Genomic DNA, 22,410 nt, shown 5'->3' with positions numbered 1-22,410 from the left:
GTCACACCAGGGGGGTGAGGAAGCGGCGCACGGTCTCTTCGTAGGTGTCGGGGTCGGCGTTCCACATGGCGCCGTGCGGGGCGTCCGCGACGGTGTGCAGGGAGACCAGCAGCGGGTAGGCGTCGGCGAGGCGGCGGGTGAGTCCCCAGGGGGCGACCGTGTCGCCCGGGCCGTGGAAGACGAGGGCCGGCACCGTGAGGGGCTCGCGGGCCGGGTCGGGGGCCCGGTCGGCCGGGAGTCCGGCGCGGCCCTGCGCGGCGCGGACGGCGAGCGGCAGGAGCGCGCCCGGTGTGCGCCGGGCGGCGGCCAGGGCGCGCAGGGTGGTCTCCCAGCTGAGCACCGGCGAGTCCAGGACGAGCCCCGCGATGCGGTCGCGGGCGGCGGAGCGCGCGGCGGTGCGCAGGGCCATGGTGGCGCCGGTGGACCAGCCGAGCAGGACGACCTGGCGGGCGCCGTGGTCGAGGGCGTAGCGGACGGCCGCGTCCACGTCGCGCCACTCGGTCTCGCCGAAGTGGTGCAGGCCGTCGGGCGAGGGCGGGGCGCCGGCGTCGCCGCGGTAGGTGACGGCCAGCACGGGGACGTGCCGCTCGTGCAGGGGCGCGATGATGTTGAGGGCGTGCTCCCGTGTGGCGCCCAGGCCGTGCACGGCGATGACCCAGGTGGGGCGGGCGCCGGGCAGGAACCAGGCGGGCAGCGGGCCGTACTCGCCGGGGATCCGGACGTCGGTGAAGTCCAGGCCCAGGGCGGTGCCCGGGTCGCCGACGTACAGGTTCGGGGTGAACCAGGCGCGGTCGCCGGCGGCGAACGTGCCGTGGGTGACGCCTTCGAGGCAGCGTACGACGGTGTCGGCGCCGTGCGCGGCGGTGGAGAGGACCGGGCCGACCACCGCGTGGGAGGCGTCGCCGGCGAGGCCGTAGCGGCCGGGGCGCAGCGCGGCCAGGTCGCGGGTGAGGGTGATCCGGCCGGGGGCCGTGGCGTGCACGGTGAGCCGGGGCTCGGTGGGCAGGGGCCGTCCGGGGGACGTCCTGAGCGCGGCGTCGCCGGCCAGGCGGCCGGCGGCGACGCTCGCTGCGCCGGCCGCCAGGGCTGCGGTGACGGCGGCGGCCGTTGCTGTGACAGTGCGCATGGGGCCAGTCTCCCGGTGGAGTCCGTGGGCGGCCAGCGGACGGCAGGCACGGGGTGACGACGTCCGCCCGGGCCCGGGGCCAGGGGTCAGCTCGACTGCACAGCCGGTACCCCCGGATCCGCCCCGTAAGCCCGGGGTCCCGTCGTCGGCCGGTGGTGTCCCCTCAGGCCGGCCGGCCGTAGTCGCGCAGGCGGTCGGTGACCTCGTCGAGCTGGGCCGGGGTGAGCAGGGACGGGGTGTGGCCCGGGACGGAGGCGGCGGTCAGCCACAGGCGGCACATCCACTCCAGTTGCGCGGTGCGGTCGTAGGCCTGGTCGAGGGTGGTGCCGTGGGTGACCGTGCCGTGGTTGCGCAGGAGGCAGCCGGTGCGGTCGGTGAGGGCGGCCAGCACGTGGCGGGCGAGTTCTTCGGTGCCGTAGGGGGCGTAGGGGGCGACCCGGACGGGGCCGCCGAGCGCGGCGGTCATGTAGTGGACCGGCGGGAGCTCGGGGACGAGCAGCGAGACCGCCGTGGCGTGCACGGCGTGGGTGTGGACGACGGCGCGGGCCTCGGGGGCGCTGCGGTACACGGCGAGGTGCATGGGCAGCTCGCTGGTGGGGACCAGGGTGCCGAGCACCTGCCGGCCGTCCAGGCCGACGCCGGTCACGTCGCCGGGGCCCAGCCGGTCGTAGGGCACGCCCGAGGGGGTGACCAGGACGGTGTCGCCGACGCGCACCGAGACGTTGCCGGAGGTGCCGACCACCAGTCCGTCGCTCACCGTCCGCCGGGCCGTCGCGACGAGCGCCTCCCACGCCTCGGCCTCCTCCTCGCGCACCCGTCCGGGCTTCGATTCCGTCACAGTCCACGCCTCCCGCCGGGCGTCCGCACGCCCCTCGCCGCGCCGCCGTCCGGCGGCCTCGCGGCGATCCTGCCAGGCACGTCTCCGGAGAGCGCCGGCGCGGGCACGCTGAGCCAGCGTTCGCGGAGGTCACGGCGCCGTTTCCGGTCACCGCAACGCCCGGCCCAGTTCATCTTCCGTTCACCCTGGTTGCCTACGTTCAAAGCTCCAATGACCTCGAACGATTGCCTGGGTAAATGGAAAGCTTCTCGCTGATCCTCGCGATTGTGGTGATAACCGCACTCGCGTTCGATTTCACGAACGGTTTCCACGACACCGCGAACGCGATGGCGACGACCATTTCGACCGGTGCGCTCAAGCCCAAGGTGGCGGTGGCCATGTCCGCCGTGCTGAACCTTGTGGGCGCCTTCCTCTCCGTGGAGGTCGCCAACACGATCTCCAAGGGTCTCGTCGACGAGACCGGCATCCGTCCCGAGGTCATCTTCGCCGCGTTGGTCGGCGCGATCCTCTGGAACCTGCTGACCTGGCTGGTCGGACTCCCGTCCAGCTCCTCGCACGCCCTGATGGGCGGTCTGATCGGTGCCGCGATCGCCTCGGCGGGCGTCGGCGCGGTCCACGGCGACGTGCTCGTCACCAAGGTGCTGCTGCCGGCGATCGCCGCCCCGATCGTGGCGGGCGTCGCCGCGCTGCTCGCCGCCCGGCTGACGTACACGCTCGGCCGCAAGGCCGACGGGAAGGCCGCGGCCAAGGGCTACCGCGCCGGGCAGATCGCCTCGGCCGGCCTGGTCTCGCTCGCCCACGGCACCAACGACGCCCAGAAGACGATGGGCATCATCACCCTCGCCCTGGTCGCCGGCGGCTCCCTCGCCCCCGACTCGGACCCGCCGGTGTGGGTCATCCTGTCCGCGGGTGTGGCCATCGCGCTCGGCACCTACCTCGGCGGCTGGCGCATCATCCGCACCATGGGCAAGGGCCTGACCGACCTGCAGCCGCAGCAGGGCTTCGCCGCCCAGACCAGTGCCGCGACGGTCATCCTGGCCTCCTCCCACCTCGGTTTCTCCCTGTCCACCACGCACTCGGTCTCCGGTGCCGTGATGGGCGCGGGCCTGGGCCGCAAGGGCGGCGTGGTGCGCTGGTCGACGGCCACCCGGATGTTCGTCGCCTGGGGCCTGACCCTGCCGGCGGCGGCGCTGGTCGCCGCGCTCGCCGAGTGGGTGTGCGGCTTCGGCGACTGGGGCACGGCGCTCGTGGCGGTCTTCCTGGTCGCCTCCAGCTTCGCGATCTGGCTGGTCTCCCGGCGCGAGGTCGTCGACCACACCAACGTCAACGCCGTCGACGAGGAGCCGGAGACCGAGCCGGCCGGTGTGGTGACCACGGCGATGGCCGCCGTCGTCCCGCCGCCCGCGGGCACCGTGACCGACGACCTCCCGGTCTCGATCCCGGCCCAGGCCACCGACTCCAAGGCCCCGTCGGCCGCCACCACCGTCTGAGCCCGCGTCCCGGGTACGAAGGAAGCCAACCTCCATGACAATCGACTGGGCAGCCCTCGGCTCCGTCTTCGGCGTCAGTCTCGTGGTCACCGTGGCTCTGGTGGCCCTGTTCACCCTCGGCATCGTCGGCCTCTCCCGCCAGGAGCAGGCCGCCGCCCGGGGCGGCTCCGCCGCACTCGCCGTCACCGGCGCCTACGCCTGCTTCGCGGCCTGCGCGGCGGCGGTGGCGTACGGGATCTATCTGATCGTCGCCTGACCGGCAGGGCGCACACCGCGCGGGGCGCGGGACGGACTCCACCGTCCCGCGCCCCGCGCTTTTCCCGTGCCGGCGCACGCCGTCCGCGTGTGGGCCTTCGCACACTCCCCCGCTGCAGGTCAACGGCGAGTTGACGGGTGTTCGCGGACCGTGGTGGACTGCCGGAGCCATTACGGCGGCAGGAGAGGAAGCCGGTGCGAGTCCGGCGCGGTCCCGCCACTGTCACCGGGGCGGTACGCGAGTACGGCCCCGGGAGCCAGGAACTCTCACCGCCGATCTCGTCGAACCAGGGCGTGGACACCCTGAGTGAGGACATATCGCCATGCGCGGCTGCCGTTCCAGGCTCATCAGCGACGCACCTCTTCCGTCGTCCCTTCCCACGGCCTCCACGGCCGGCTGAGCCGTGCGCGCCGAACGCGTCTTCGCGTACGGCGCCGCCGCCGGCCTTCTCGGTGACCTCCTCCTCGGCGACCCGCGCCGCGGACACCCGGTCGCCGCGTTCGGCCGTGCCGCCGGTGCCGTGGAACGGGTGCTGTGGCACGACCACCGGGGCTGGGGCGCGCTGCACACCGCCGTGTGCGCCGGTGGCGCCGTCGCCGCCGGTGCCGTGGCCGCCCGCGCCGTACGCCGCTCCCCCGCCGCCTCCGTCGCGCTGACCGCCGCCGCCACCTGGGCGGTCGTCGGCGGCACCTCGCTGGCCCGGGAGGCCCGCGCGATCGGGCGGGCGCTGGACGCCGGGGACGTCGAGGCGGCGCGGGCCCGGCTGCCGCACCTGTGCGGGCGGGACCCGCAGGCGCTGGACGCCGACGGGATCGCCCGGGCCGTCGTGGAGTCCGTCGCGGAGAACACCTCCGACGCGGTCGTGGGCGCCCTGGTGTGGGGTGCCGTGGCCGGAGTGCCGGGGCTGCTCGGCTTCCGGGCCGTGAACACGCTGGACGCGATGGTCGGCCACAGATCCCCGCGGTACCGGCGGTACGGCTGGGCCTCGGCCCGGCTCGACGACCTCGCGGGCCGGCCGGGCGCCCGGCTGACCGCCGTCCTGGCCACCGTGGCCGGCGGGGATCCGCGGGGCGCCGTACGGGCCTGGCGGGCCGACGCCGCACGGCATCCGAGCCCCAACGCCGGTCCCGTGGAGGCCTCCTTCGCGGGCGCCCTGGGCGTGCGGCTGGGCGGGACGCTCTCCTACGGAGGACGGGTCGAGCACCGGCCGGTGCTCAACGGGGCGGCGGGACGCGCCGTCCGGGCCGGCTGCGGCGACATCGAGCGGGCCGTACGGCTGTCCCGGCGCGTGGGCTGGCTGGCGCTGGGCGTGTGCGCGGGCGCGCGGCTGCTCGTCCGCGGGGGCAGCGGGGGCAGCGGGGGCAGCAGGAAGGGACGTATGTCATGAGTGGTGGTCTTCTCGTCGCCGGTACCACCTCCGACGCCGGCAAGAGCGTCGTCACCGCCGGGATCTGCCGCTGGCTGGTACGGCAGGGCGTGAAGGTGGCGCCGTTCAAGGCGCAGAACATGTCGCTCAACTCGTTCGTCACCCGCGAGGGCGCCGAGATCGGGCGGGCGCAGGCCATGCAGGCGCAGGCGTGCCGCGTGGAGCCGACCGCGCTGATGAATCCGGTGCTGCTCAAGCCGGGCGGCGAGAGCAGCAGCCAGGTGGTGCTGCTCGGCAAGCCGGTCGGGGAGATGAGCGCCCGCGGCTACCACGGCGGACGTCAGCAGCGGCTGCTCGGCACCGTGCTGGACTGCCTGGCCGAACTGCGGAGCACGTACGACGCGGTGATCTGCGAGGGGGCGGGCAGTCCGGCCGAGATCAACCTGCGCCGGACCGACATCGTGAACATGGGGATCGCCCGGGGCGCCGGGCTGCCCGTGCTGGTGGTGGGCGACATCGACCGGGGCGGGGTCTTCGCCTCGTTCTTCGGGACGGTGGCGCTGCTGGCGCCCGAGGACCAGGCGCTGGTCGCCGGGTTCCTCGTCAACAAGTTCCGCGGCGACGTGTCGCTGCTGGAGCCGGGGCTGGAGATGCTCCACGGGCTCACCGGGCGGCAGACGTACGGCGTACTGCCCTTCCGGCACGGGCTCGGCATCGACGAGGAGGACGGGCTGCGCGTCTCGCTGCGCGGGACCGTGCGGGAGTCGGTCGTGGCGCCGCCGGTCGGCGAGGACGTGCTGCGGGTCGCGGTGTGCGCGGTGCCGCTGATGTCCAACTTCACGGACGTGGACGCGCTCGCCGCCGAACCGGGCGTCGTGGTGCGGTTCGTGGACCGGCCGGAGGAGCTGGCCGACGCGGACCTGGTGATCGTGCCGGGGACGCGCGGGACGGTCCGGGCGCTTCGGTGGCTGCGGGAGCGGGGGCTCGCGGACGCCCTCATGCGCCGGGCCGCCGAGGGCCGGCCGGTGCTCGGCATCTGCGGCGGCTTCCAGCTGCTCGGCGAGCACATCGAGGACGACGTCGAGTCCCGCGCCGGGCACGTCGACGGGCTCGGACTGCTGCCCGTGCGGGTGCGGTTCGCCCGCGAGAAGACCCTCACCCGGCCCGTCGGCGAGGCCCTCGGCGAGCGGGTCGAGGGGTACGAGATCCACCACGGGGTCGCCGAAGTGACCGGAGGCACCCCCTTCCTGGACGGCTGCCGGGTCGGCCGGACCTGGGGCACGCACTGGCACGGCTCGCTGGAGTCGGACGGCTTCCGGCGGGCGTTCCTGCGCGAGGTGGCCGCCGCCGCGGGCCGCCGCTTCGTGCCGGCCCCCGACACCTCGTTCGCCGCGCTGCGCGAGGAGCAGCTCGACCGGCTCGGCGACCTGATCGAACACCACGCGGACACGGACGCGCTGTGGCGGCTCATCGAGTCCGGCGCGCCACAAGGACTGCCCTTCATTCCACCGGGAGCGCCCGCATGAGCACTGTGCTGTTGTTGTCGACCGCCGACACGGACCTGCTGGCGGCCCGCGCGTCGGACGCCGCCTACCGGATCGGCAACCCGACCCGGGTCGACGTACACGAGGAACTGCCGGGGCTCGTCGAGGGCGCGGACGTCGCCGTCGTACGGCTGCTGGGCGGCAAGCGGGCCTGGGAGGACGGGCTCGCCGCGCTGAAGGCCACCGGCATCCCGACCGTGCTGCTCGGCGGCGAGTCCGTGCCGGACGCCGAGCTGATGGCCGAGTCCTCGGTGCCCGCCGGGGTGGTGGCGGAGGCGCTGCGCTACCTGGTCGAGGGCGGGCCGGACAACCTCGCCCAGCTCGCCCGGTTCCTGTCGGACACCGTGCTGCTGACCGGCGAGGGTTTCGACGAGCCGCGGAAGATGCCGGAGTACGGCGTCCACGGCGAGCGGGACGCCGTGGCGGGCCGTCCGACGGTCGGCGTGCTCTTCTACCGCGCCCACCAGCTCAGCGGCAACACCGCCTTCGTCGACACCCTGTGCGACGCGATCGAGGCGCACGGCGCCAACGCGCTGCCCGTGTACTGCGGTTCGCTGCGCGGCGCGGACGCCGGGCTGTACGGGCTGCTGGGCCGGGCCGACGCCCTGGTCGCCACCGTCCTCGCGGCGGGCGGCACGCACGCCTCGCAGGCGTCGGCGGGCGGCGACGAGGAGGCCTGGGACATCGGCGCGCTGGCCGACCTGAACGTGCCGGTGCTGCAGGGGCTGTGCCTCACCTCGTCGCGCGCCGCCTGGGAGGAGTCGGACGCCGCGCTCTCCCCGATGGACGCGGCGATGCAGGTCGCCATCCCGGAGTTCGACGGGCGGCTGATCACCGTGCCGTTCTCCTTTAAGGAGCAGGGGCCGGACGAGGTGCCGGTGTACGTCGCCGACCCCGAGCGGGCCTCGCGGGTCGCCGGGATCGCCGTACGGCACGCGGCGCTCAGGCACAAGCCGAACGCCGAGAAGAAGCTGGCGCTGGTCTTCACGGCGTACCCGACCAAGCACTCCCGGGTCGGCAACGCGGTGGGGCTCGACACCCCGGCGTCGGCGGTGCGGGTGCTGGACGCGCTCAGGGACGCGGGGTACTCGCTCACCGAGTACCCGTCCGGGGGCGACGAGCTGATCCACCGGCTCATCGAGGCCGGCGGTCACGACGTGGAGTGGCTGACGGAGGACCAGCTGGCGGCGGCGCCCGCGCGGGTGCCGCTGGCGGACTACCGGGCGTGGTTCGAGAAGCTCGACCCGGACCTCAAGGGAGCCATGCGGGAGGCGTGGGGTGAGCCGCCGGGCTCGCTGTACGTGGACGGGGACGACATCGTGCTGGCGTCGCTCCAGTTCGGGAACGTCGTGGTCATGATCCAGCCGCCGCGCGGCTTCGGCGAGAACCCGATCGCGATCTACCACGACCCCGACATGCCGCCGTCCCACCACTACCTGGCGGCCTACCGGTGGCTGGAGAACAGCTTCGGCGCCGACGCGATCGTGCACATGGGCAAGCACGGCACGATGGAGTGGCTGCCGGGCAAGGGCCTCGGGCTGAGCGCCGGGTGCGCCCCGGACGCGGTCCTCGGCGATCTGCCGCTGATCTACCCGTTCATCGTCAACGATCCCGGCGAGGGCACCCAGGCCAAGCGGCGCGGGCACGCCACGGTCGTCGATCACCTCGTCCCGCCGATGGCGCGGGCCGACACGTACGGCGACCTGGCCAAGCTGGAGCAGCTGCTCGACGAGTACGCGCTCGTCTCCGACCTGGACCCGCAGAAGGCGCCGGCGGTCCGGGCGCAGATCTGGACGCTGGTCAAGGCGGCCGAGCTCCACCACGACCTGCACGTGGACGACCAGCCGGACGACGACGCGTTCGACGAGTTCGTCATGCACATCGACGGCTATCTGTGCGAGATCAAGGACGTGCAGATCCGTGACGGCCTGCACATCCTGGGCGGCGGCCCGGTCGGCGAGCCGCGCGTGAACCTGGTGCTGGCGGTGCTGCGCGCCTCGCAGGTGTGGGGCGGTCGGGCGAACGCGCTGCCGGGTCTGCGGGCGGCGCTGGCGGCTCATTTCGGGCTCGTGGAGAAGGAGTTGCTGGCCGAGCCGGGCGCCCCGGTGAAGGTGCCGGTGGAGCTGACGGACCTGGTGGACGGTCCGGCGCGGTCGGCCGCCGACGCGATCGACCTGCTGGAGCAGTTGTGCCGGCGGTTCGCGGAGGGCCTGGAGGCGCGGGACTGGGACACCGCCGCGGTACCGGGCCTGGTGCGGGAGGTGCTCGGCGCGGAACTGCCCGACGCGGTGGCCGTGCTGGAGTTCGCCTGCACGGAGGTGGTGCCGCGGCTGGCCCGGACGACGGACGAGATCGGGCACATCCTGCGCGCCCTGGACGGCGGTTACGTCCCGGCCGGTCCGTCCGGTTCGCCGACCCGTGGTCTGGTCAACGTCCTGCCGACCGGGCGGAACTTCTACTCCGTCGACCCCAAGGCGATCCCGTCCCGGCTGAGCTGGGAGGTGGGGCAGTCGCTGGCGGACTCGCTGGTGCAGCGGTATCTGCAGGACACGGGCGAGTACCCGAAGTCCGTCGGGCTGACGGTGTGGGGCACGTCCGCGATGCGCACCCAGGGCGACGACATCGCCGAGATCCTGGCGCTGCTGGGCTGCCGTCCGGTGTGGGACGACGCGTCGCGGCGGGTGACCGGCTTCGAGGTGGTGCCGCTGGAGGAGCTGGGGCGGCCGCGCGTCGACGTCACGGTGCGGATCTCCGGGTTCTTCCGGGACGCGTTCCCGCACGTGGTGGGGCTGATCGACGACGCGGTGCGGGCGGTGGCGGAGCTGGACGAGCCGGTCTCGCAGAACTTCGTGAAGGCGCACGCCGACGAGGACACCGCCGAGCACGGCGACCGGCGGCGGGCCACGGCACGCATCTTCGGTTCCAAGCCGGGCGCGTACGGGGCGGGTCTGCTGCCGCTGATCGACGCGCGGAACTGGCGCAGCGACGCGGACCTCGCCGAGGTGTACGCGGTGTGGGGCGGCTACGCCTACGGGCGCGGGCTGGACGGGCGTGCGGCGCGCGGCGACATGGAGACGGCGTTCCGGCGGATCGCGGTGGCGGCGAAAAATGTCGACACCCGCGAACACGACCTCGTCGACGCCGACGACTACTTCCAGTACCACGGCGGGATGGTCGCCATGGTGCGGCACCTGACGGGGGCGAGTCCGGAGGCGTACGTCGGGGACTCGGCTGTGCCGGACCAGGTGAGAACAAGGACCCTGGGTGAGGAAACCCACCGCGTTTTCCGCGCCCGGGTGGTCAATCCGCGCTGGATGAGCGCCATGAGAAGGCACGGCTACAAGGGTGCTTTTGAGATGGCGGCAACCGTCGACTACCTCTTCGGCTACGACGCCACGGCGGGCGTGGTCGATGACTGGATGTACGAAAAGCTGGCCGCCGAGTACGTGTTCTCTTCAGAAAACCGCGCCTTCATGAAGCAGTCCAACCCGTGGGCGCTGCGCGGCATCACGGAACGCCTGCTGGAAGCCGCAGACCGCGGGCTGTGGGCAGAGCCGGACCAGGAGACCCTGGACCGGCTCCGGACGACCTACCTCGAACTTGAGGGCGATCTGGAGGGAGACGAATGATCTCCCGAATCCCCGCGTCGGCGGGGAGCATCCCGAGTACGTCTTGTCCCCGGAGAAACGGGACGGACCATCCCCGCATCGGCGGAGAGCAGGCATCCACCGTCGCTGATCGACATGTGAGTCGCGCGCGTTTCTCGACTGAGCCACCCGAAGGAGTGATCACCGCGTGAGCAGTCCCTTTCCGTTCACCGCAGTCGTCGGACAGGACGACCTGCGTCTGGCGCTGCTCCTCAACGCCGTGAGCCCAGCCGTCGGTGGCGTCCTTGTGCGCGGTGAGAAGGGGACCGCGAAGAGCACCGCCGTGCGTGCGCTGTCGGCGCTGATGCCGGAGGTGGACGTCGTCGCCGGGTGCCGCTTCTCCTGTGATCCCGTATCCCCCGACCCCGCCTGCCCGGACGGGCCACACGGGACCGGGGCGTCCGAGGCGCGGCCCGCGCGGATGGTCGAGCTGCCCGTCGGTGCCTCCGAGGACCGACTCGTCGGCGCCCTCGACATCGAGCGGGCGCTCTCCGAGGGCGTGAAGGCGTTCGAGCCGGGGCTGTTGGCCGACGCGCACCGCGGGATCCTCTACGTCGACGAGGTCAACCTCCTCCACGACCATCTCGTGGACCTCCTGCTGGACGCCGCCGCGATGGGTGCCTCCTACGTCGAGCGCGAGGGTGTGTCGGTGCGGCACGCCTCGAAGTTCCTGCTCGTCGGGACCATGAATCCGGAAGAAGGGGAACTGAGGCCGCAGTTGCTCGACCGCTTCGGCCTCACCGTCGAGGTCGCCGCCTCGCGCGAGCCCGACCAGCGGGTGGAGGTCGTACGGCGCCGGCTGGCGTACGACGACGACCCGGCCGGTTTCGCCGCGCGCTGGGCCGACGAGGAGGCCGCCGTACGGGCGCGGATCGTGGCGGCGCGGGAGCTGCTGCCGTCGGTGCGGCTCGGGGACGGGGCGCTCCGGCAGATCGCGGCGACCTGTGCCGCCTTCGAGGTGGACGGCATGCGCGCCGACATCGTGATGGCGCGGACGGCGACGGCACTGGCGGCGTGGGCGGGCCGGACGGATGTGCTGGCGGAGGATGTGCGGCAGGCGGCGTTGCTGGCGTTGCCGCACCGCCGACGTCGTGCGCCGTTCGACGCGCCCGGCCTCGACGAGGACAAGCTCGACGAGACGCTGGAGGAATTCGGCGGGCAGGACGGGGACGGGGACGGGGGCGACGACGATCCCGACCCGGGCCCCGGCGGCGGTCCCGGCGGGCAGCCCGAGCCTGATGACGCGCCGCAGGGCGACGGCGAGACCGCCGCCCGGTCCGAGGCCGGGGAGGGCGGGGAGCCGCAGCCGTCCGGATCCGGCGCCGGCGAGCAGCAGCCCGTGCGGGCCGCCGAGCCGTTCCGGACCAGGGTGCTGAGCGTGCCGGGGCTGGGCGAGGGCGCCGCCGGGCGGCGTTCGCGGGCGCGGGCCGAGCACGGGCGGACCATCGGGTCCCGGCGGCCCCAGGGGGCGCTGACCAAGCTGCACCTCGCCGCGACCGTGCAGGTCGCCGCTCCGCACCAGCGGGCGCGGGGACGCAGCGGTCCGGGGCTGGTGGTGCGCCGGGACGATCTGCGGCAGGCGGTGCGTGAGGGACGTGAGGGCAATCTCGTGCTCTTCGTCGTGGACGCCTCCGGGTCGATGGCGGCGCGGCAGCGGATGAGCGCCGTGAAGGGTGCCGTGCTGTCGCTGCTGCTCGACGCGTACCAGCGGCGGGACAAGGTGGGGCTGGTGACCTTCCGGGGTGCGGCGGCCGAGGTGGCGCTGCCGCCGACGTCGTCGGTGGACGCGGCGGCGGTCCGGCTGGAGTCGCTGCCGACGGGCGGGCGCACGCCGCTGGCGGCCGGGCTGCTGAAGGCGCACGAGGTGCTGCGGGTGGAGCGGCTGCGGGATCCGGTCCGCCGGCCGCTGCTGGTCGTCGTGACGGACGGGCGGGCCACGGGTGGTCCGGAGCCGGTGGCGCTGGCGGGGCGTGCGGCGCGGTTGTTCGCGGCGGACGGGACCGCGTCCGTGGTCGTGGACTGCGAGTCGGGGCCGGTGCGGCTGGGGCTGGCCGGGCAGCTCGCCGGTGAGCTGGGCGGTACGGCGGTGACGTTGGACGGGCTGCGGGCGGATGCGATCGCCGGGCTGGTGAGGGACGTGCAGGGGACGAGGAGGGCCGCGTAGTGCCGAAGGGGCAGCCGAGTGTCGTACCGGACGACGGACTGACGACGCGACAGCGGCGCAACCGTCCGCTGGTCGTCGTGCACACGGGCATCGGGAAGGGCAAGTCGACCGCCGCTTTCGGGCTGGCGCTCAGGGCGTGGAACCAGGGGTGGCCGATCGGGGTGTTCCAGTTCGTCAAGTCGGCGAAGTGGAAGGTCGGCGAGGAGAACGCGCTGCGGGTGCTGGGCGCCTCCGGTGAGGGCGGGTCCGTCGACTGGCACAAGATGGGTGAGGGCTGGTCGTGGGTGCAGCGCGATCAGCAGATGGACAACGAGGAGAAGGCCCGGGAGGGCTGGGAGCAGGTCAAGCGGGACCTGGCCGCCGAGACGTACAGGCTGTACGTGCTGGACGAGTTCGCCTATCCGATGCACTGGGGGTGGGTGGACACCGATGAGGTCGTGTCCGTGCTGCGGGAGCGGCCGGGGACCCAGCATGTCGTGATCACCGGGCGGAACGCGCCGGAGAAGTTGGTGGAGTTCGCCGACCTGGTGACCGACATGTCGAAGGTCAAGCACCCGATGGACGCGGGGCAGAAGGGGCAGAGGGGCATCGAGTGGTGACCTCGCCTTCGTCCTCCGCCGTTCCCCGGCTGGTCATCGCCGCGCCCTCCTCGGGCAGCGGCAAGACCACCGTCGCCACGGGGCTGATGGCCGCGCTCGCCGGACGGGGGCTCGCCGTGTCGCCGCACAAGGTCGGGCCCGACTACATCGATCCCGGGTACCACGCGCTCGCCACGGGGCGGGTGGGGCGGAACCTCGACGCGTACCTGTGCGGGGCGGAGCTGGTGGCTCCGCTGTTCCTGCACGGGGCGCGCGGGTGCGACATCGCCGTGGTCGAAGGCGTGATGGGGCTGTACGACGGGGCGGCGGGCGAGGGTGAGCTGGCGTCCACCGCGCAGGTGGCGAAGCTGCTGCGGGCGCCGGTGGTGCTGGTAGTGGACGCGTCGTCGCAGTCGCGGTCGGTGGCGGCGCTGGTGCACGGGTTCGTGTCCTGGGATCCGGAGGTGCGGGTCGGGGGCGTGATCCTCAACAAGGTGGGGTCGGACCGGCACGAGGCGCTGCTGCGGGAGGCGTTGGACTCCGTCGGGGTGCCGGTGCTGGGGGTGTTGCGGCGGGCGCCGCGGGTCGATACGCCGTCTCGGCATCTGGGGTTGGTGCCGGTCGCCGAGCGGCGGGCTGCGGCGGTGGATGCCGTTGCGGCGATGGCCGCGCAGGTCTCCGACGGGTGTGATCTGGAGGCGTTGGTCGGGCTGGCGCGTAGTGCGGGGGCGTTGGAGTGTGCGGCTTGGGACGCGGGTGAGGCCTTGGTTTCCTCGCCCCCGCCGCCCCTTCCCTTCCCTTCCCTGGGGGCTGCGCCCCCAGCCCCCCGCCCCCGCTTTCGGCCTGGACGGCCTCGTCCTCGAACGCCGGACAGGCTGAAGCGCGTCGCCGTCGCCGGAGGTGCCGCGTTCACGTTCTCCTACGCCGAGCACGCCGAGCTGCTCGCCGCCGCCGGGGCGGAGGTCGTCACGTTCGATCCGCTGCGGGACGAGGAGTTGCCCGAGGGGACCGCCGGGCTGGTCGTCGGGGGCGGGTTCCCCGAGGTGTACGCGGCCGAGCTGTCGGCCAACGAGGCGTTGCGCAAGGCCGTCGCCGAGCTGGCGCTGAGCGGTGCTCCCGTGGCCGCCGAGTGTGCGGGGCTGCTGTATCTGTGCCGGGAGCTGGACGGGTTGCCGATGTGCGGGGTGCTGGACGCGTCGGCGCGGATGTCGGAGCGGCTGACGCTGGGTTACCGGGACGCCGTCGCCGTGACCGACAGCGCGCTGGCCGCGGCGGGGACGCGGATGCGGGGGCACGAGTTCCACCGGACCGTGGTGGAGCCGGGGGCCGGTGCGGCGCCGGCGTGGGGGGTGCGGGCGCCGGATCGGCGCGTCGAGGGTTTTGTGGAGCGCGGTGTGCACGCGAGCTATCTGCACACGCACTGGGCGTCCGAGCCCGGTGTCGCCCGTCGGTTCGTGGAGAGGTGCCGGACGTCATGAGCAGCAGGCTGGTCGGGGTCGGAGTGGGGCCCGGGGACCCGGAGCTGGTGACCGTCAAGGGGGTCAACGCGCTGCGGGCCGCCGACGTGGTCGTCGTACCCGTGATGGACACCGGGGAGCGGGGGCGGGCCGAGGCGACCGTGCTGCACTATGTGCCGGCCGAGAAGGTCGTGCGGGTGGTGTTCGCGCTGAACGAGCGGACCGACCGGGCGCGCCGGGAGGCGGCGTGGGACGCGGCCGGGGAGCGGGTTGCCGGGCTGCTGCGGGAGCACGGCGGCGTCGCCTTCGCGACCATCGGTGATCCCAACGTGTACTCGACGTTCACCTATCTCGCGCAGACCGTGGGCGAGCTGGTGCCGGGCACCGTCGTGGAGACCGTGCCGGGGATCACCGCCATGCAGGATCTCGCGGCGCGGTCGGGCGCGGTGCTGACGGAGGGTACGGAGCCGTTGACGCTGGTGCCGGTGACGGCGGGGGCCGCCGTGCTCAAGGACGCGTTGAACGGGCCCGGCACGGTCGTCGCCTACAAGTTCGGCCGGCAGGCCGCCGAGGTGGCCGAGGCGCTGCGGGAGACCGGGCGGCTGGAGGACGCCGTGTGGGGGTCGGCGCTGGGGCTGCCGGAGGAGTCGGTGCGGGCGGCGGCGGAGCTGGACGGCGGGCCGCTGCCGTATCTCTCGACGCTCATCGCGCCCGCCCGGCGCGAGGGCGGGCGGGGCGGGAAGCTGTGAGTTCCGCGAGGGGCGGCGGCTCACTCCGCCACGCCCACCACCAGCCAGATGAACGCCACGCCCGCGACCGTGCACAGCAGTGTGGAGCGGGCCGGGTGCTCGTGGTGGGCCTCGGGAAGGATCTCGGCGGCGGCGAGGTAGAGCAGTACGCCGCCGAAGAGGCCGAGATACGCGCCGAGCGCGCCCTCCGGGATGGTGAACAGGAGGGTGGAGGCGGCGCCGGCCACCGGGGCGACGGCGTCGGCGACCAGCATCGCGATCGCGCGGCGGCGGGCGTTCCCGTACAGGCTGGTGAGCGTGTAGGTGTTGAAGCCGTCGGCGAAGTCGTGGGCGATCACGGCCATCGCGACGGCCGCGCCCATGCCGCCGCCGACCTGGAAGGCCGCGCCGATCGCCACGCCGTCCATCGCGCTGTGCCCGACCATCGCGGCGGCGGCCGTCAGGCCCACCTGGGGCGAGCGGTGTCCGTGCTCCTCGGCGCCGTGCGCGGCGCGGCGGGCGGCCAGCAGGCGTTCCACCAGGTGGGCGAGGAGGAAGCCGGCGACGAAGAGCAGCAGCGCCTCGGGCACGCCGAACACCTCGTCGCCGGCCGCCTCCAGGGCTTCCGGCAGCAGGTCGAGGCCGACCACACCGAGCATCAGACCGCCGGCCAGCCCCAGAACCAGGTGGCGCCGGTCGGTCACACGCTGTGCCGTCCAGCCGCCGGCCAGCGTCATCAGGAACGCGCCGAGCGCGACGAAGACCGCCATGGGCCCTTGCTATCGGATCGGAGCGCGGATTCGTGCGCACGACAGCAGCAACGGCAGTAAGTATGCGTAGGAAAGGACCCCGTCCCATGGATTCCGTGGCCCGTGATGCCGCTGTCCGCACCGGCAAGGTGACCTTCGTCGGTGCCGGTCCGGGCGCCGCCGATCTGCTGACGTTCCGCGCGGCGCGCGCCATCGCCGAGGCCGACGTCGTGATCTGGGCGGCGAGCCTGGTGCAGGCGGAGGTGCTGCAGCACGCGCGGGAGGGCGCGGAGATCCTGGACTCGGCGACGATGTCGCTGGAGGACGTCGTGGCCGTCTACCGGCGGGCGTCGGTGGAGGGGCTGCGGGTGGCCCGGATCCACTCCGGCGATCCGGCGCTGTGGGGCGGCACGCAGGAGCAGCTGGACCGGTGCGCGGAGATCGGTATCGCGACCGAGGTCGTGCCGGGTGTCTCCGCGTTCTCCGCCGTGGCCGCGCTGGCGCAGCGGGAGCTGACGATCCCTGAGGTGGCGCAGTCCGTGGTGCTCACCCGGCTCGGCGGCGGGAAGACGCCGATGCCGCCCGGGGAGGAGGTCCGCGAGTTCGCGAAGCACGGGACGACCATGGCGGTGTTCCTGTCGGCGGCGCGCAGCGGGCAGCTGGTGCGGGAGCTGCTGGAGGGCGGCTATCCGACGGACACGCCGGTGGTCGTGGCGTACCAGGCCACCTGGCCGGAGGAGCTGATCGTGAAGTGCACCGTCGGCACGCTGGAGGAGACGGTCAAGGAGCACAAGCTCTGGAAGCACACCCTGTTCCTGGTCGGTCCGGCCCTGGACGCGCACGGCACGCGGTCGCACCTGTACCACCCGGGGCACTTCCACGGGTACCGGAAGGCCGATCCCGAGGCGCGGCGTGAGCTGCGGGCGCGGGGTGCGCGCACGTGATCACCGTCGTGGGGACGGGGGCCGCCGGCGCGGCGCCCGCCGGGGACGTCGTCGCGGGGGCGGAGCTGGTCGTCGGCGGGCGGCGGCACCTGGACGCCGTGCGGCTGCCGGAGGGGGCCGAGCGGGTGGTGCTCGGGGCGCTGGCGCCCGCCCTGGACACGGTCGCGCAGTACGTCGCGAAGGGGCGGCCGGTGACCGTGCTGGCCTCCGGTGACCCGGGGTTCTTCGGGATCGTGCGGGTACTGGCCGAGCGGTTCGGGCCGGAGCGGCTGGACGTGCGGCCCGGGGTGTCGTCGGTGGCCGCCGCGTTCGCGCGGGTGGGACTGCCGTGGGACGACGCCGTGGTGGCGTCCGCGCACGGGCGGGATCTGCGGACGGCGGTGAACCTGTGCCGGGCGCACCCGAAGGTCGCCGTGCTGACCGGGCCCGGTGCCGGGCCGGCGGAGCTGGGTGCCGCGCTGCGGGGCGACGCCCGGGTCCTGGTCGTGGCCTCCGCGCTGGGCTCCGGCGAGGAGCGCGTGGAGCGGGTGACGCCCGCCGAGGCAGCCGGCCGGGACTGGGGGACGGCGGTGAGCGTGGTGCTGTGCCTGGACGAGGCGCGGGCGCTGGGCCCCGTACGGGCGGTCGCGGGGCCGCTCGCCAAGCCCGGCGGGTGGGCGCTGGACGAGACGGAGTTCTCCCACCGCGACTCGATGATCACCAAGTTCGAGGTGCGGGCGCTGGCGCTGGCCCGGCTCGGGCCGCGGCCCGGTGACCTGGTGTGGGACGTCGGGGCGGGCTCGGGGTCCGTGGCCGTGGAGTGCGCGCGGCTCGGCGCGGCCGTCACCGCCGTGGAGAAGACGCCGGACGGGGTGGCGCGGGTGCGCGCCAACGCCGCCGCGCACGGTGTGGACGTGCGGGTGGTGCACGGGGCGGCGCCCGCGGTGCTCTCCGCACTGGACGATCCGGACGCCGTGTTCGTCGGGGGCGGCGGGCGTGAACTGCCCGCGATCGTCTCGGCGTGCGCGCGGCGGGCCCGGCGGGCCGTGGTCGTCGCGATGGCGGCCCTGGACCGGGTGCCGGCGGCCCGGGAGGCGCTGGCCGCCGCCGGGCTGGAGTGTGACGGGGTGCTGCTGCAGTCGTCCCGGCTGGCGCCGCTGCCGGGTGACGTGACCCGGCTGGCGGCCACCAATCCCGTGTTCCTGCTGTGGGGCGTCAGGCCGCACAGCCGTACCGAAGGAGTTTCCCCTTGATCGGCCTCATTTCCGCCACCGCGGCGGGAGCTGCGGCGCGGGACCGGCTGGCCGCGGCGTGGCCGGACCGCACGCGCGTGTACGGGGGTCCCGTGGCGGACGCCGTGCGGACCGCGTTCGCCGAGTGCGAGCAGCTCGTGTGCTTCCTGGCGACCGGGGCCGTGGTCCGGCTGGTGGCGCCGCTGCTGGACGACAAGCGCACCGACCCGGGTGTGGTCTGCGTCGACGAGGGCGGGCGGTTCGCCGTGTCGCTGGTCGGCGGTCACGGCGGCGGCGCCAACGAACTCGCCCGCGCGGTCGGCGAGGTGCTGGGCGCCGAGCCGGTGGTGACGACGGCGACGGACGCCGTGGGCCTGGCCGGTCTGGACACGCTCGGGCTGCCCGTGGAGGGCGATGTCGCCGGGGTCTCGCGGGCCCTGCTGGACGGTGAGCCGGTGGCGCTGCGGGTGGAGGTGTCCTGGCCGCTGCCGCCGCTGCCGGTCGCCGGGGACGGGGCGTACGCGGTCCGGGTGACCGACCGGCTGGTGGAGCCGGCCGAGCGGGAGGCCGTGCTGCGTCCGCCGTCCCTGGTCGTCGGGGTGGGCGCCTCGAAGGGGGCGCCGGTCGACGAGGTGTACGGGCTGGTGGAGGCGGCGCTGCGGGACGCCGGGCTGTCGGCGGCGTCGGTCGCCGAGCTGGCCACCGTGGACGCCAAGGCCGGGGAGCCCGGCATCGTGGGCGCCGCCGAGCGCCTCGGCGTTCCCCTGGTGACGTACGCCGCCGGCGAGCTGGCGGGCGTCGAGGTGCCCAACCCCTCCGACGCCCCGCTCGCGGCCGTCGGCACCCCGTCGGTGGCGGAGGCGGCGGCGCTGGTGCGCGGTGGCGAACTCCTCGTTCCCAAGCGGAAGTCGGCGGCGACGCCGGCGATGGCGACCTGTGCGGTCGTACGGCGGCCGGGGCGCGGGCGGCTCGCGGTGGTCGGACTCGGGCCGGGCGCCCGGGACCTGGTGACGCCGCGCGCGCAGGCGGAGTTGCGGCGGGCGTCGGTGCTGGTCGGGCTCGACCAGTACGTCGACCAGATCCGCGACCTGCTGCGGCCCGGCACGCGGATCCTGGAATCGGGGCTCGGCGCCGAGGAGGAGCGGGCCCGGACCGCGGTCGAGGAGGCTCGTCGCGGGCACGCGGTGGCGCTGATCGGCAGCGGGGACGCCGGGGTGTACGCGATGGCCTCGCCCGCGCTGGCGGAGGCGTCCGACGACATCGACGTGGTCGGGGTGCCGGGTGTGACGGCGGCACTGGCGGCCGGGGCGATCCTGGGCGCGCCGCTGGGCCACGACCACGTGTCGATCAGCCTGTCCGACCTGCACACGCCGTGGGAGGTCATCGAGCGGCGGGTGCGGGCGGCGGCCGAGGCGGACCTCGTCGTGACGTTCTACAACCCGCGCAGCCGGGGCCGGGACTGGCAGCTGCCCAAGGCGCTGGCGATCCTCGCCGGGCACCGGGAGCCGGCGACGCCGGTGGGGGTCGTGCGCAACGCGTCGCGGGCCGACGAGTCGAGCCGGCTGACCACGCTCGCGGCTCTCGACCCGGCGACGGTCGACATGATGACCGTGGTGACGGTGGGCAACACGGCGACCCGCGAGATCGCGGGGCGCATGGTCACCCCGCGCGGCTACCGCTGGCAGGAGGCCTCCCGGTGAACCGTGTCGTCCATCCCATCGAGGAGGAGTCCTACCGGCGGCTGCGTGCCCGGCTGGACACCTCGCACTTCCCGCCGCTGACGCGGGCGGTGGTGGAGCGGGTCGTCCACTCCGCCGCCGACCTGGAGTACGCGACCGATCTCGTCATGGACGAGGGCGAGCTGGAGGCGGCGCACGCGGCGCTGCACGCCGGGGCGCCCGTCGTCGTGGACGTCGAGATGGTCGGCGCGGGCATCACCCGGCGCGAGACCGTCTGCCGGCTGAAGGACGCCGTCGCCGGGCCGGGGCTGACCCGCTCGGCGCACGGCATGCGGCTGGCGTACGAGCAGGTCGGTCCCGGCGCCCTGTGGGTGATCGGCAACGCGCCGACCGCGCTGGAGGAGCTGCTGACCCTGGACGCCTCCCCCGCGCTCGTCATCGGGCTGCCCGTCGGCTTCGTCGGCGCGGTCGAGTCCAAGGCGGCGCTGCGCGAGAGCGGGCTGCCCGCCGTGAGCAACGTGTCCGAGAAGGGCGGGTCGGCGGTCGCGTCCGCCGCGCTCAACGCCCTGCTGTACCACCCGATTTCCGCCGAGGAGACCCTGTGACCACCCCGCCCGCCCTGCTCATCGCCGGCCACGGCACCCGGGACGACGCCGGTGCCGAGGCGTTCCGCGACTTCGTGCGCGAGCTGGGCCGCCGCCACCCCGACCTGCCCGTCGCGGGCGGTTTCATCGAGCTGTCCCCGCCGCCGCTGGGCGAGGCGGTCGCCGAGCTGGTGGAGCGCGGCGTACGCCGGTTCGCGGCGGTGCCGCTGATGCTGGTGTCGGCCGGGCACGCCAAGGGTGACATCCCGGCGGCGCTGTCCCGCGAGAAGGAGCGCCACCCCGGCATCTCGTACACGTACGGGCGTCCGCTGGGCCCGCACCCCTCGCTGCTGCGGGTGCTGGAACGGCGTCTGGCTCAGGCCGTCGACCCGTCCTGGGACCCGGCCGAGGTGACCGTGCTGCTGGTGGGGCGCGGTTCGACGGACCCGGACGCCAACGCCGAGGTGTTCAAGGCTGCGCGGCTGCTGTGGGAGGGCCGCGGGTGGGCCGGTGTGGAGACGGCGTTCGTGTCGCTGGCGAAGCCGGACGTGCCGGGCGGCCTGGACCGGTGCGCGCGGCTGGGGGCGCGGCGGGTCGTGGTGCTGCCGTACTTCCTGTTCACCGGCATCCTCCCGGACCGGGTCCGGCAGCAGACCGAGGAGTGGGCGGCGGCGCACCCGGAGACCGAGGTGCGGTCGGCGGACGTCATCGGCCCCGAGCCGGAGCTGCTGGACCTGGTGTGGGAGCGGTACGAGGAGGCGGTGAAGGGCGATCTGCGGATGAACTGCGACTCCTGCGTGTACCGGATCGCGCTGCCGGGGTTCGAGGACAAGGTGGGGCTGCCGCAGCAGCCGCACTTCCACCCCGACGACGACGGCCATCACCACCACGGGCACTCCCACGGGCACGGACACGCGCACTCGCATGCGCACTGAGGCCGGGCCCGGTCCCGGGGGCCACGATCTGCGGCACCACGGCGACGCCGAGGTGCGCGACGACGGGTCGGCGCTGGTGGACCTGGCGGTGAACGTCCGCTCGGACACGCCCCCGGCGTGGCTGCGCGAGCACATCGCCGGCTCGCTCGGTTCCCTCGCGGCCTACCCGGACGGGCGGGCCGCGCGGGCGGCGGTGGCGGCGCGGCACGGGCTGCCGGTGGAGCGGGTGCTGCTGACGGCGGGCGCGGCGGAGGCGTTCGTGCTGCTGGCGCGGGCGCTGAAGGTGGGCCGGCCGGTGGTGGTGCACCCGCAGTTCACGGAGCCGGAGGCGGCGCTGCGGGACGCGGGGCACACGGTCGGCCGGGTGCTGCTGCGGGAGGCGGACGGTTTCCGGCTGGATCCGGCGGCCGTCCCCGAGGACGCCGACCTGGTGGTGATCGGCAATCCGACCAACCCGACGTCGGTGCTGCATCCGGCGGACGTGATCGCCCGGCTCGCCCGTCCGGGGCGGACGCTGGTGGTGGACGAGGCGTTCATGGACGCGGTGCCGGGTGAGCGGGAGGCGCTGGCCGGGCGGACGGACGTGCCCGGTCTGGTCGTGCTGCGCAGTCTCACCAAGACGTGGGGGCTGGCGGGGCTGCGCATCGGGTACGTCCTGGCGGCCCCGGAGACGATCGCGGGCCTGGAGCGCGCCCAGCCGCTGTGGCCCGTGTCGACACCCGCGCTGGCGGCGGCCGAGGCGTGCGTGGCGCCGCGCGCGCTGGCGGAGGCGGCACACGCCGCCCGCCGCATCGCCGCGGACCGGGACCGTCTCGTCGCCGGGCTGGGCCGGTTCGCGTCCGCCGGGCTCCGGGTGGCCGGGCCCGCCGAGGGCCCGTTCGTCCTCGTCCGGCTGCCGGACGCCGCCGCCGTACGGCACCGGCTGCGCGGCCTCGGGTACGCGGTGCGGCGCGGGGACACGTTCCCGGGACTGGGCGAGGAGTGGCTGCGCCTCGCGGTCCGGGACCGGGCCACGACGGACGGGTTCCTCGCGGCGCTGGAGCGGGCGCTGGCGGCACCGCCCGCCTGAGGCGGGTCCCCGCTCCGGCGGCGCGGGGACCCGCCTCAGGCGGTG

18 protein-coding genes and 1 riboswitch are annotated in these 22,410 nt (G+C 74.7%); of the genes, 15 read left to right on the top strand and 3 right to left on the bottom strand.

The window, feature by feature from the left end; all coding sequences use genetic code 11:
* Window position 1: 1 nt before the first annotated feature.
* On the bottom strand, window positions 2-1,126 hold the full coding sequence (locus tag ACFYOJ_RS26250) for an alpha/beta fold hydrolase (protein WP_356555120.1): 1,125 nt from the start codon (window positions 1,124-1,126) through the stop codon (window positions 2-4).
* Between the two features lie 163 nt (window positions 1,127-1,289).
* Window positions 1,290-1,964, bottom strand: a complete 675-nt coding sequence (locus ACFYOJ_RS26245; protein ID WP_356555118.1) for a class II aldolase/adducin family protein — start codon at window positions 1,962-1,964, stop codon at window positions 1,290-1,292.
* A gap of 236 nt (window positions 1,965-2,200) precedes the next feature.
* Between ACFYOJ_RS26245 and ACFYOJ_RS26240 the strand changes: the two genes are divergently transcribed.
* The 9 genes from ACFYOJ_RS26240 to cobI all read left to right on the top strand — a co-directional run bounded on the left by ACFYOJ_RS26240 (window position 2,201) and on the right by cobI (window position 15,215).
* Window positions 2,201-3,454 (top strand): inorganic phosphate transporter, encoded by a 1,254-nt coding sequence (locus tag ACFYOJ_RS26240; RefSeq protein WP_356555116.1) that lies wholly within the window; start codon window positions 2,201-2,203, stop codon window positions 3,452-3,454.
* Between the two features lie 34 nt (window positions 3,455-3,488).
* Window positions 3,489-3,710, top strand: coding sequence for a hypothetical protein (locus ACFYOJ_RS26235; RefSeq protein ID WP_356555114.1), 222 nt, complete (start codon window positions 3,489-3,491; stop codon window positions 3,708-3,710).
* Between the two features lie 183 nt (window positions 3,711-3,893).
* Window positions 3,894-3,976, top strand: a riboswitch (cobalamin riboswitch).
* Between the two features lie 137 nt (window positions 3,977-4,113).
* Window positions 4,114-5,097 carry a cobalamin biosynthesis protein gene (locus ACFYOJ_RS26230; protein WP_356555112.1) on the top strand — a complete coding sequence of 328 codons (984 nt, stop codon included), beginning with the start codon at window positions 4,114-4,116 and terminating at the stop codon, window positions 5,095-5,097.
* On the top strand, window positions 5,094-6,602 hold the full coding sequence (locus tag ACFYOJ_RS26225; RefSeq protein WP_356555110.1) for a cobyric acid synthase: 1,509 nt from the start codon (window positions 5,094-5,096) through the stop codon (window positions 6,600-6,602). The genes ACFYOJ_RS26230 and ACFYOJ_RS26225 overlap by 4 nt, the downstream gene beginning before the upstream one ends.
* Window positions 6,599-10,249: a cobaltochelatase subunit CobN gene (cobN, locus tag ACFYOJ_RS26220; RefSeq protein WP_356555108.1), complete on the top strand. Its 3,651-nt coding sequence runs from the start codon at window positions 6,599-6,601 to the stop codon at window positions 10,247-10,249. The genes ACFYOJ_RS26225 and cobN overlap by 4 nt, the downstream gene beginning before the upstream one ends.
* 166 nt (window positions 10,250-10,415) lie before the next feature.
* Window positions 10,416-12,431: a putative cobaltochelatase gene (locus tag ACFYOJ_RS26215; protein ID WP_356555107.1), complete on the top strand. Its 2,016-nt coding sequence runs from the start codon at window positions 10,416-10,418 to the stop codon at window positions 12,429-12,431.
* Window positions 12,431-13,030, top strand: a complete 600-nt coding sequence (gene cobO / locus ACFYOJ_RS26210) for a cob(I)yrinic acid a,c-diamide adenosyltransferase (protein ID WP_356555106.1) — start codon at window positions 12,431-12,433, stop codon at window positions 13,028-13,030. The genes ACFYOJ_RS26215 and cobO overlap by 1 nt, the downstream gene beginning before the upstream one ends.
* Window positions 13,024-14,487, top strand: a complete 1,464-nt coding sequence (locus ACFYOJ_RS26205) for a cobyrinate a,c-diamide synthase (RefSeq protein WP_356555104.1) — start codon at window positions 13,024-13,026, stop codon at window positions 14,485-14,487. The genes cobO and ACFYOJ_RS26205 overlap by 7 nt, the downstream gene beginning before the upstream one ends.
* Entirely contained in the window at window positions 14,484-15,215 is a 732-nt protein-coding gene (gene cobI / locus ACFYOJ_RS26200) for a precorrin-2 C(20)-methyltransferase (RefSeq protein ID WP_356555103.1), read from the top strand. The genes ACFYOJ_RS26205 and cobI overlap by 4 nt, the downstream gene beginning before the upstream one ends.
* Window positions 15,216-15,235: 20 nt before the next feature.
* Here cobI and ACFYOJ_RS26195 read toward each other — a convergent pair whose 3' ends face one another.
* Entirely contained in the window at window positions 15,236-15,964 is a 729-nt protein-coding gene (locus ACFYOJ_RS26195; protein WP_356555102.1) for a ZIP family metal transporter, read from the bottom strand.
* Window positions 15,965-16,050: 86 nt separating this feature from the next.
* Between ACFYOJ_RS26195 and cobM the strand changes: the two genes are divergently transcribed.
* From cobM to cobC, 6 genes are read left to right on the top strand one after another with little or no spacing between them, the layout of a single operon-like run.
* Window positions 16,051-16,887: a precorrin-4 C(11)-methyltransferase gene (cobM, locus tag ACFYOJ_RS26190; protein ID WP_356555101.1), complete on the top strand. Its 837-nt coding sequence runs from the start codon at window positions 16,051-16,053 to the stop codon at window positions 16,885-16,887.
* Window positions 16,884-18,119 (top strand): precorrin-6y C5,15-methyltransferase (decarboxylating) subunit CbiE, encoded by a 1,236-nt coding sequence (gene cbiE / locus ACFYOJ_RS26185; protein WP_356555099.1) that lies wholly within the window; start codon window positions 16,884-16,886, stop codon window positions 18,117-18,119. Before cobM ends, cbiE begins: the two co-directional genes overlap by 4 nt.
* The gene (cobJ, locus tag ACFYOJ_RS26180) at window positions 18,116-19,798 is read left to right on the top strand and encodes a precorrin-3B C(17)-methyltransferase (RefSeq protein ID WP_356555098.1); all 1,683 of its coding nucleotides are present in this window, start codon (window positions 18,116-18,118) and stop codon (window positions 19,796-19,798) included. The genes cbiE and cobJ overlap by 4 nt, the downstream gene beginning before the upstream one ends.
* Entirely contained in the window at window positions 19,795-20,382 is a 588-nt protein-coding gene (locus ACFYOJ_RS26175; RefSeq protein ID WP_356555096.1) for a precorrin-8X methylmutase, read from the top strand. Before cobJ ends, ACFYOJ_RS26175 begins: the two co-directional genes overlap by 4 nt.
* Complete coding sequence (locus tag ACFYOJ_RS26170) at window positions 20,379-21,296, top strand: sirohydrochlorin chelatase (RefSeq protein WP_356555095.1); 918 nt, start codon at window positions 20,379-20,381, stop codon at window positions 21,294-21,296. Before ACFYOJ_RS26175 ends, ACFYOJ_RS26170 begins: the two co-directional genes overlap by 4 nt.
* Window positions 21,286-22,365: an Rv2231c family pyridoxal phosphate-dependent protein CobC gene (gene cobC, locus ACFYOJ_RS26165; protein WP_356555093.1), complete on the top strand. Its 1,080-nt coding sequence runs from the start codon at window positions 21,286-21,288 to the stop codon at window positions 22,363-22,365. Before ACFYOJ_RS26170 ends, cobC begins: the two co-directional genes overlap by 11 nt.
* Window positions 22,366-22,410: the final 45 nt, after the last annotated feature.

The organism is Streptomyces sp. NPDC006384 (genome assembly GCF_042870695.1).
GTDB lineage: Bacteria > Actinomycetota > Actinomycetes > Streptomycetales > Streptomycetaceae > Streptomyces.
Note: the sequence above shows the minus strand (reverse complement) of the source record. Positions and strands in the feature narration are given on the sequence as shown.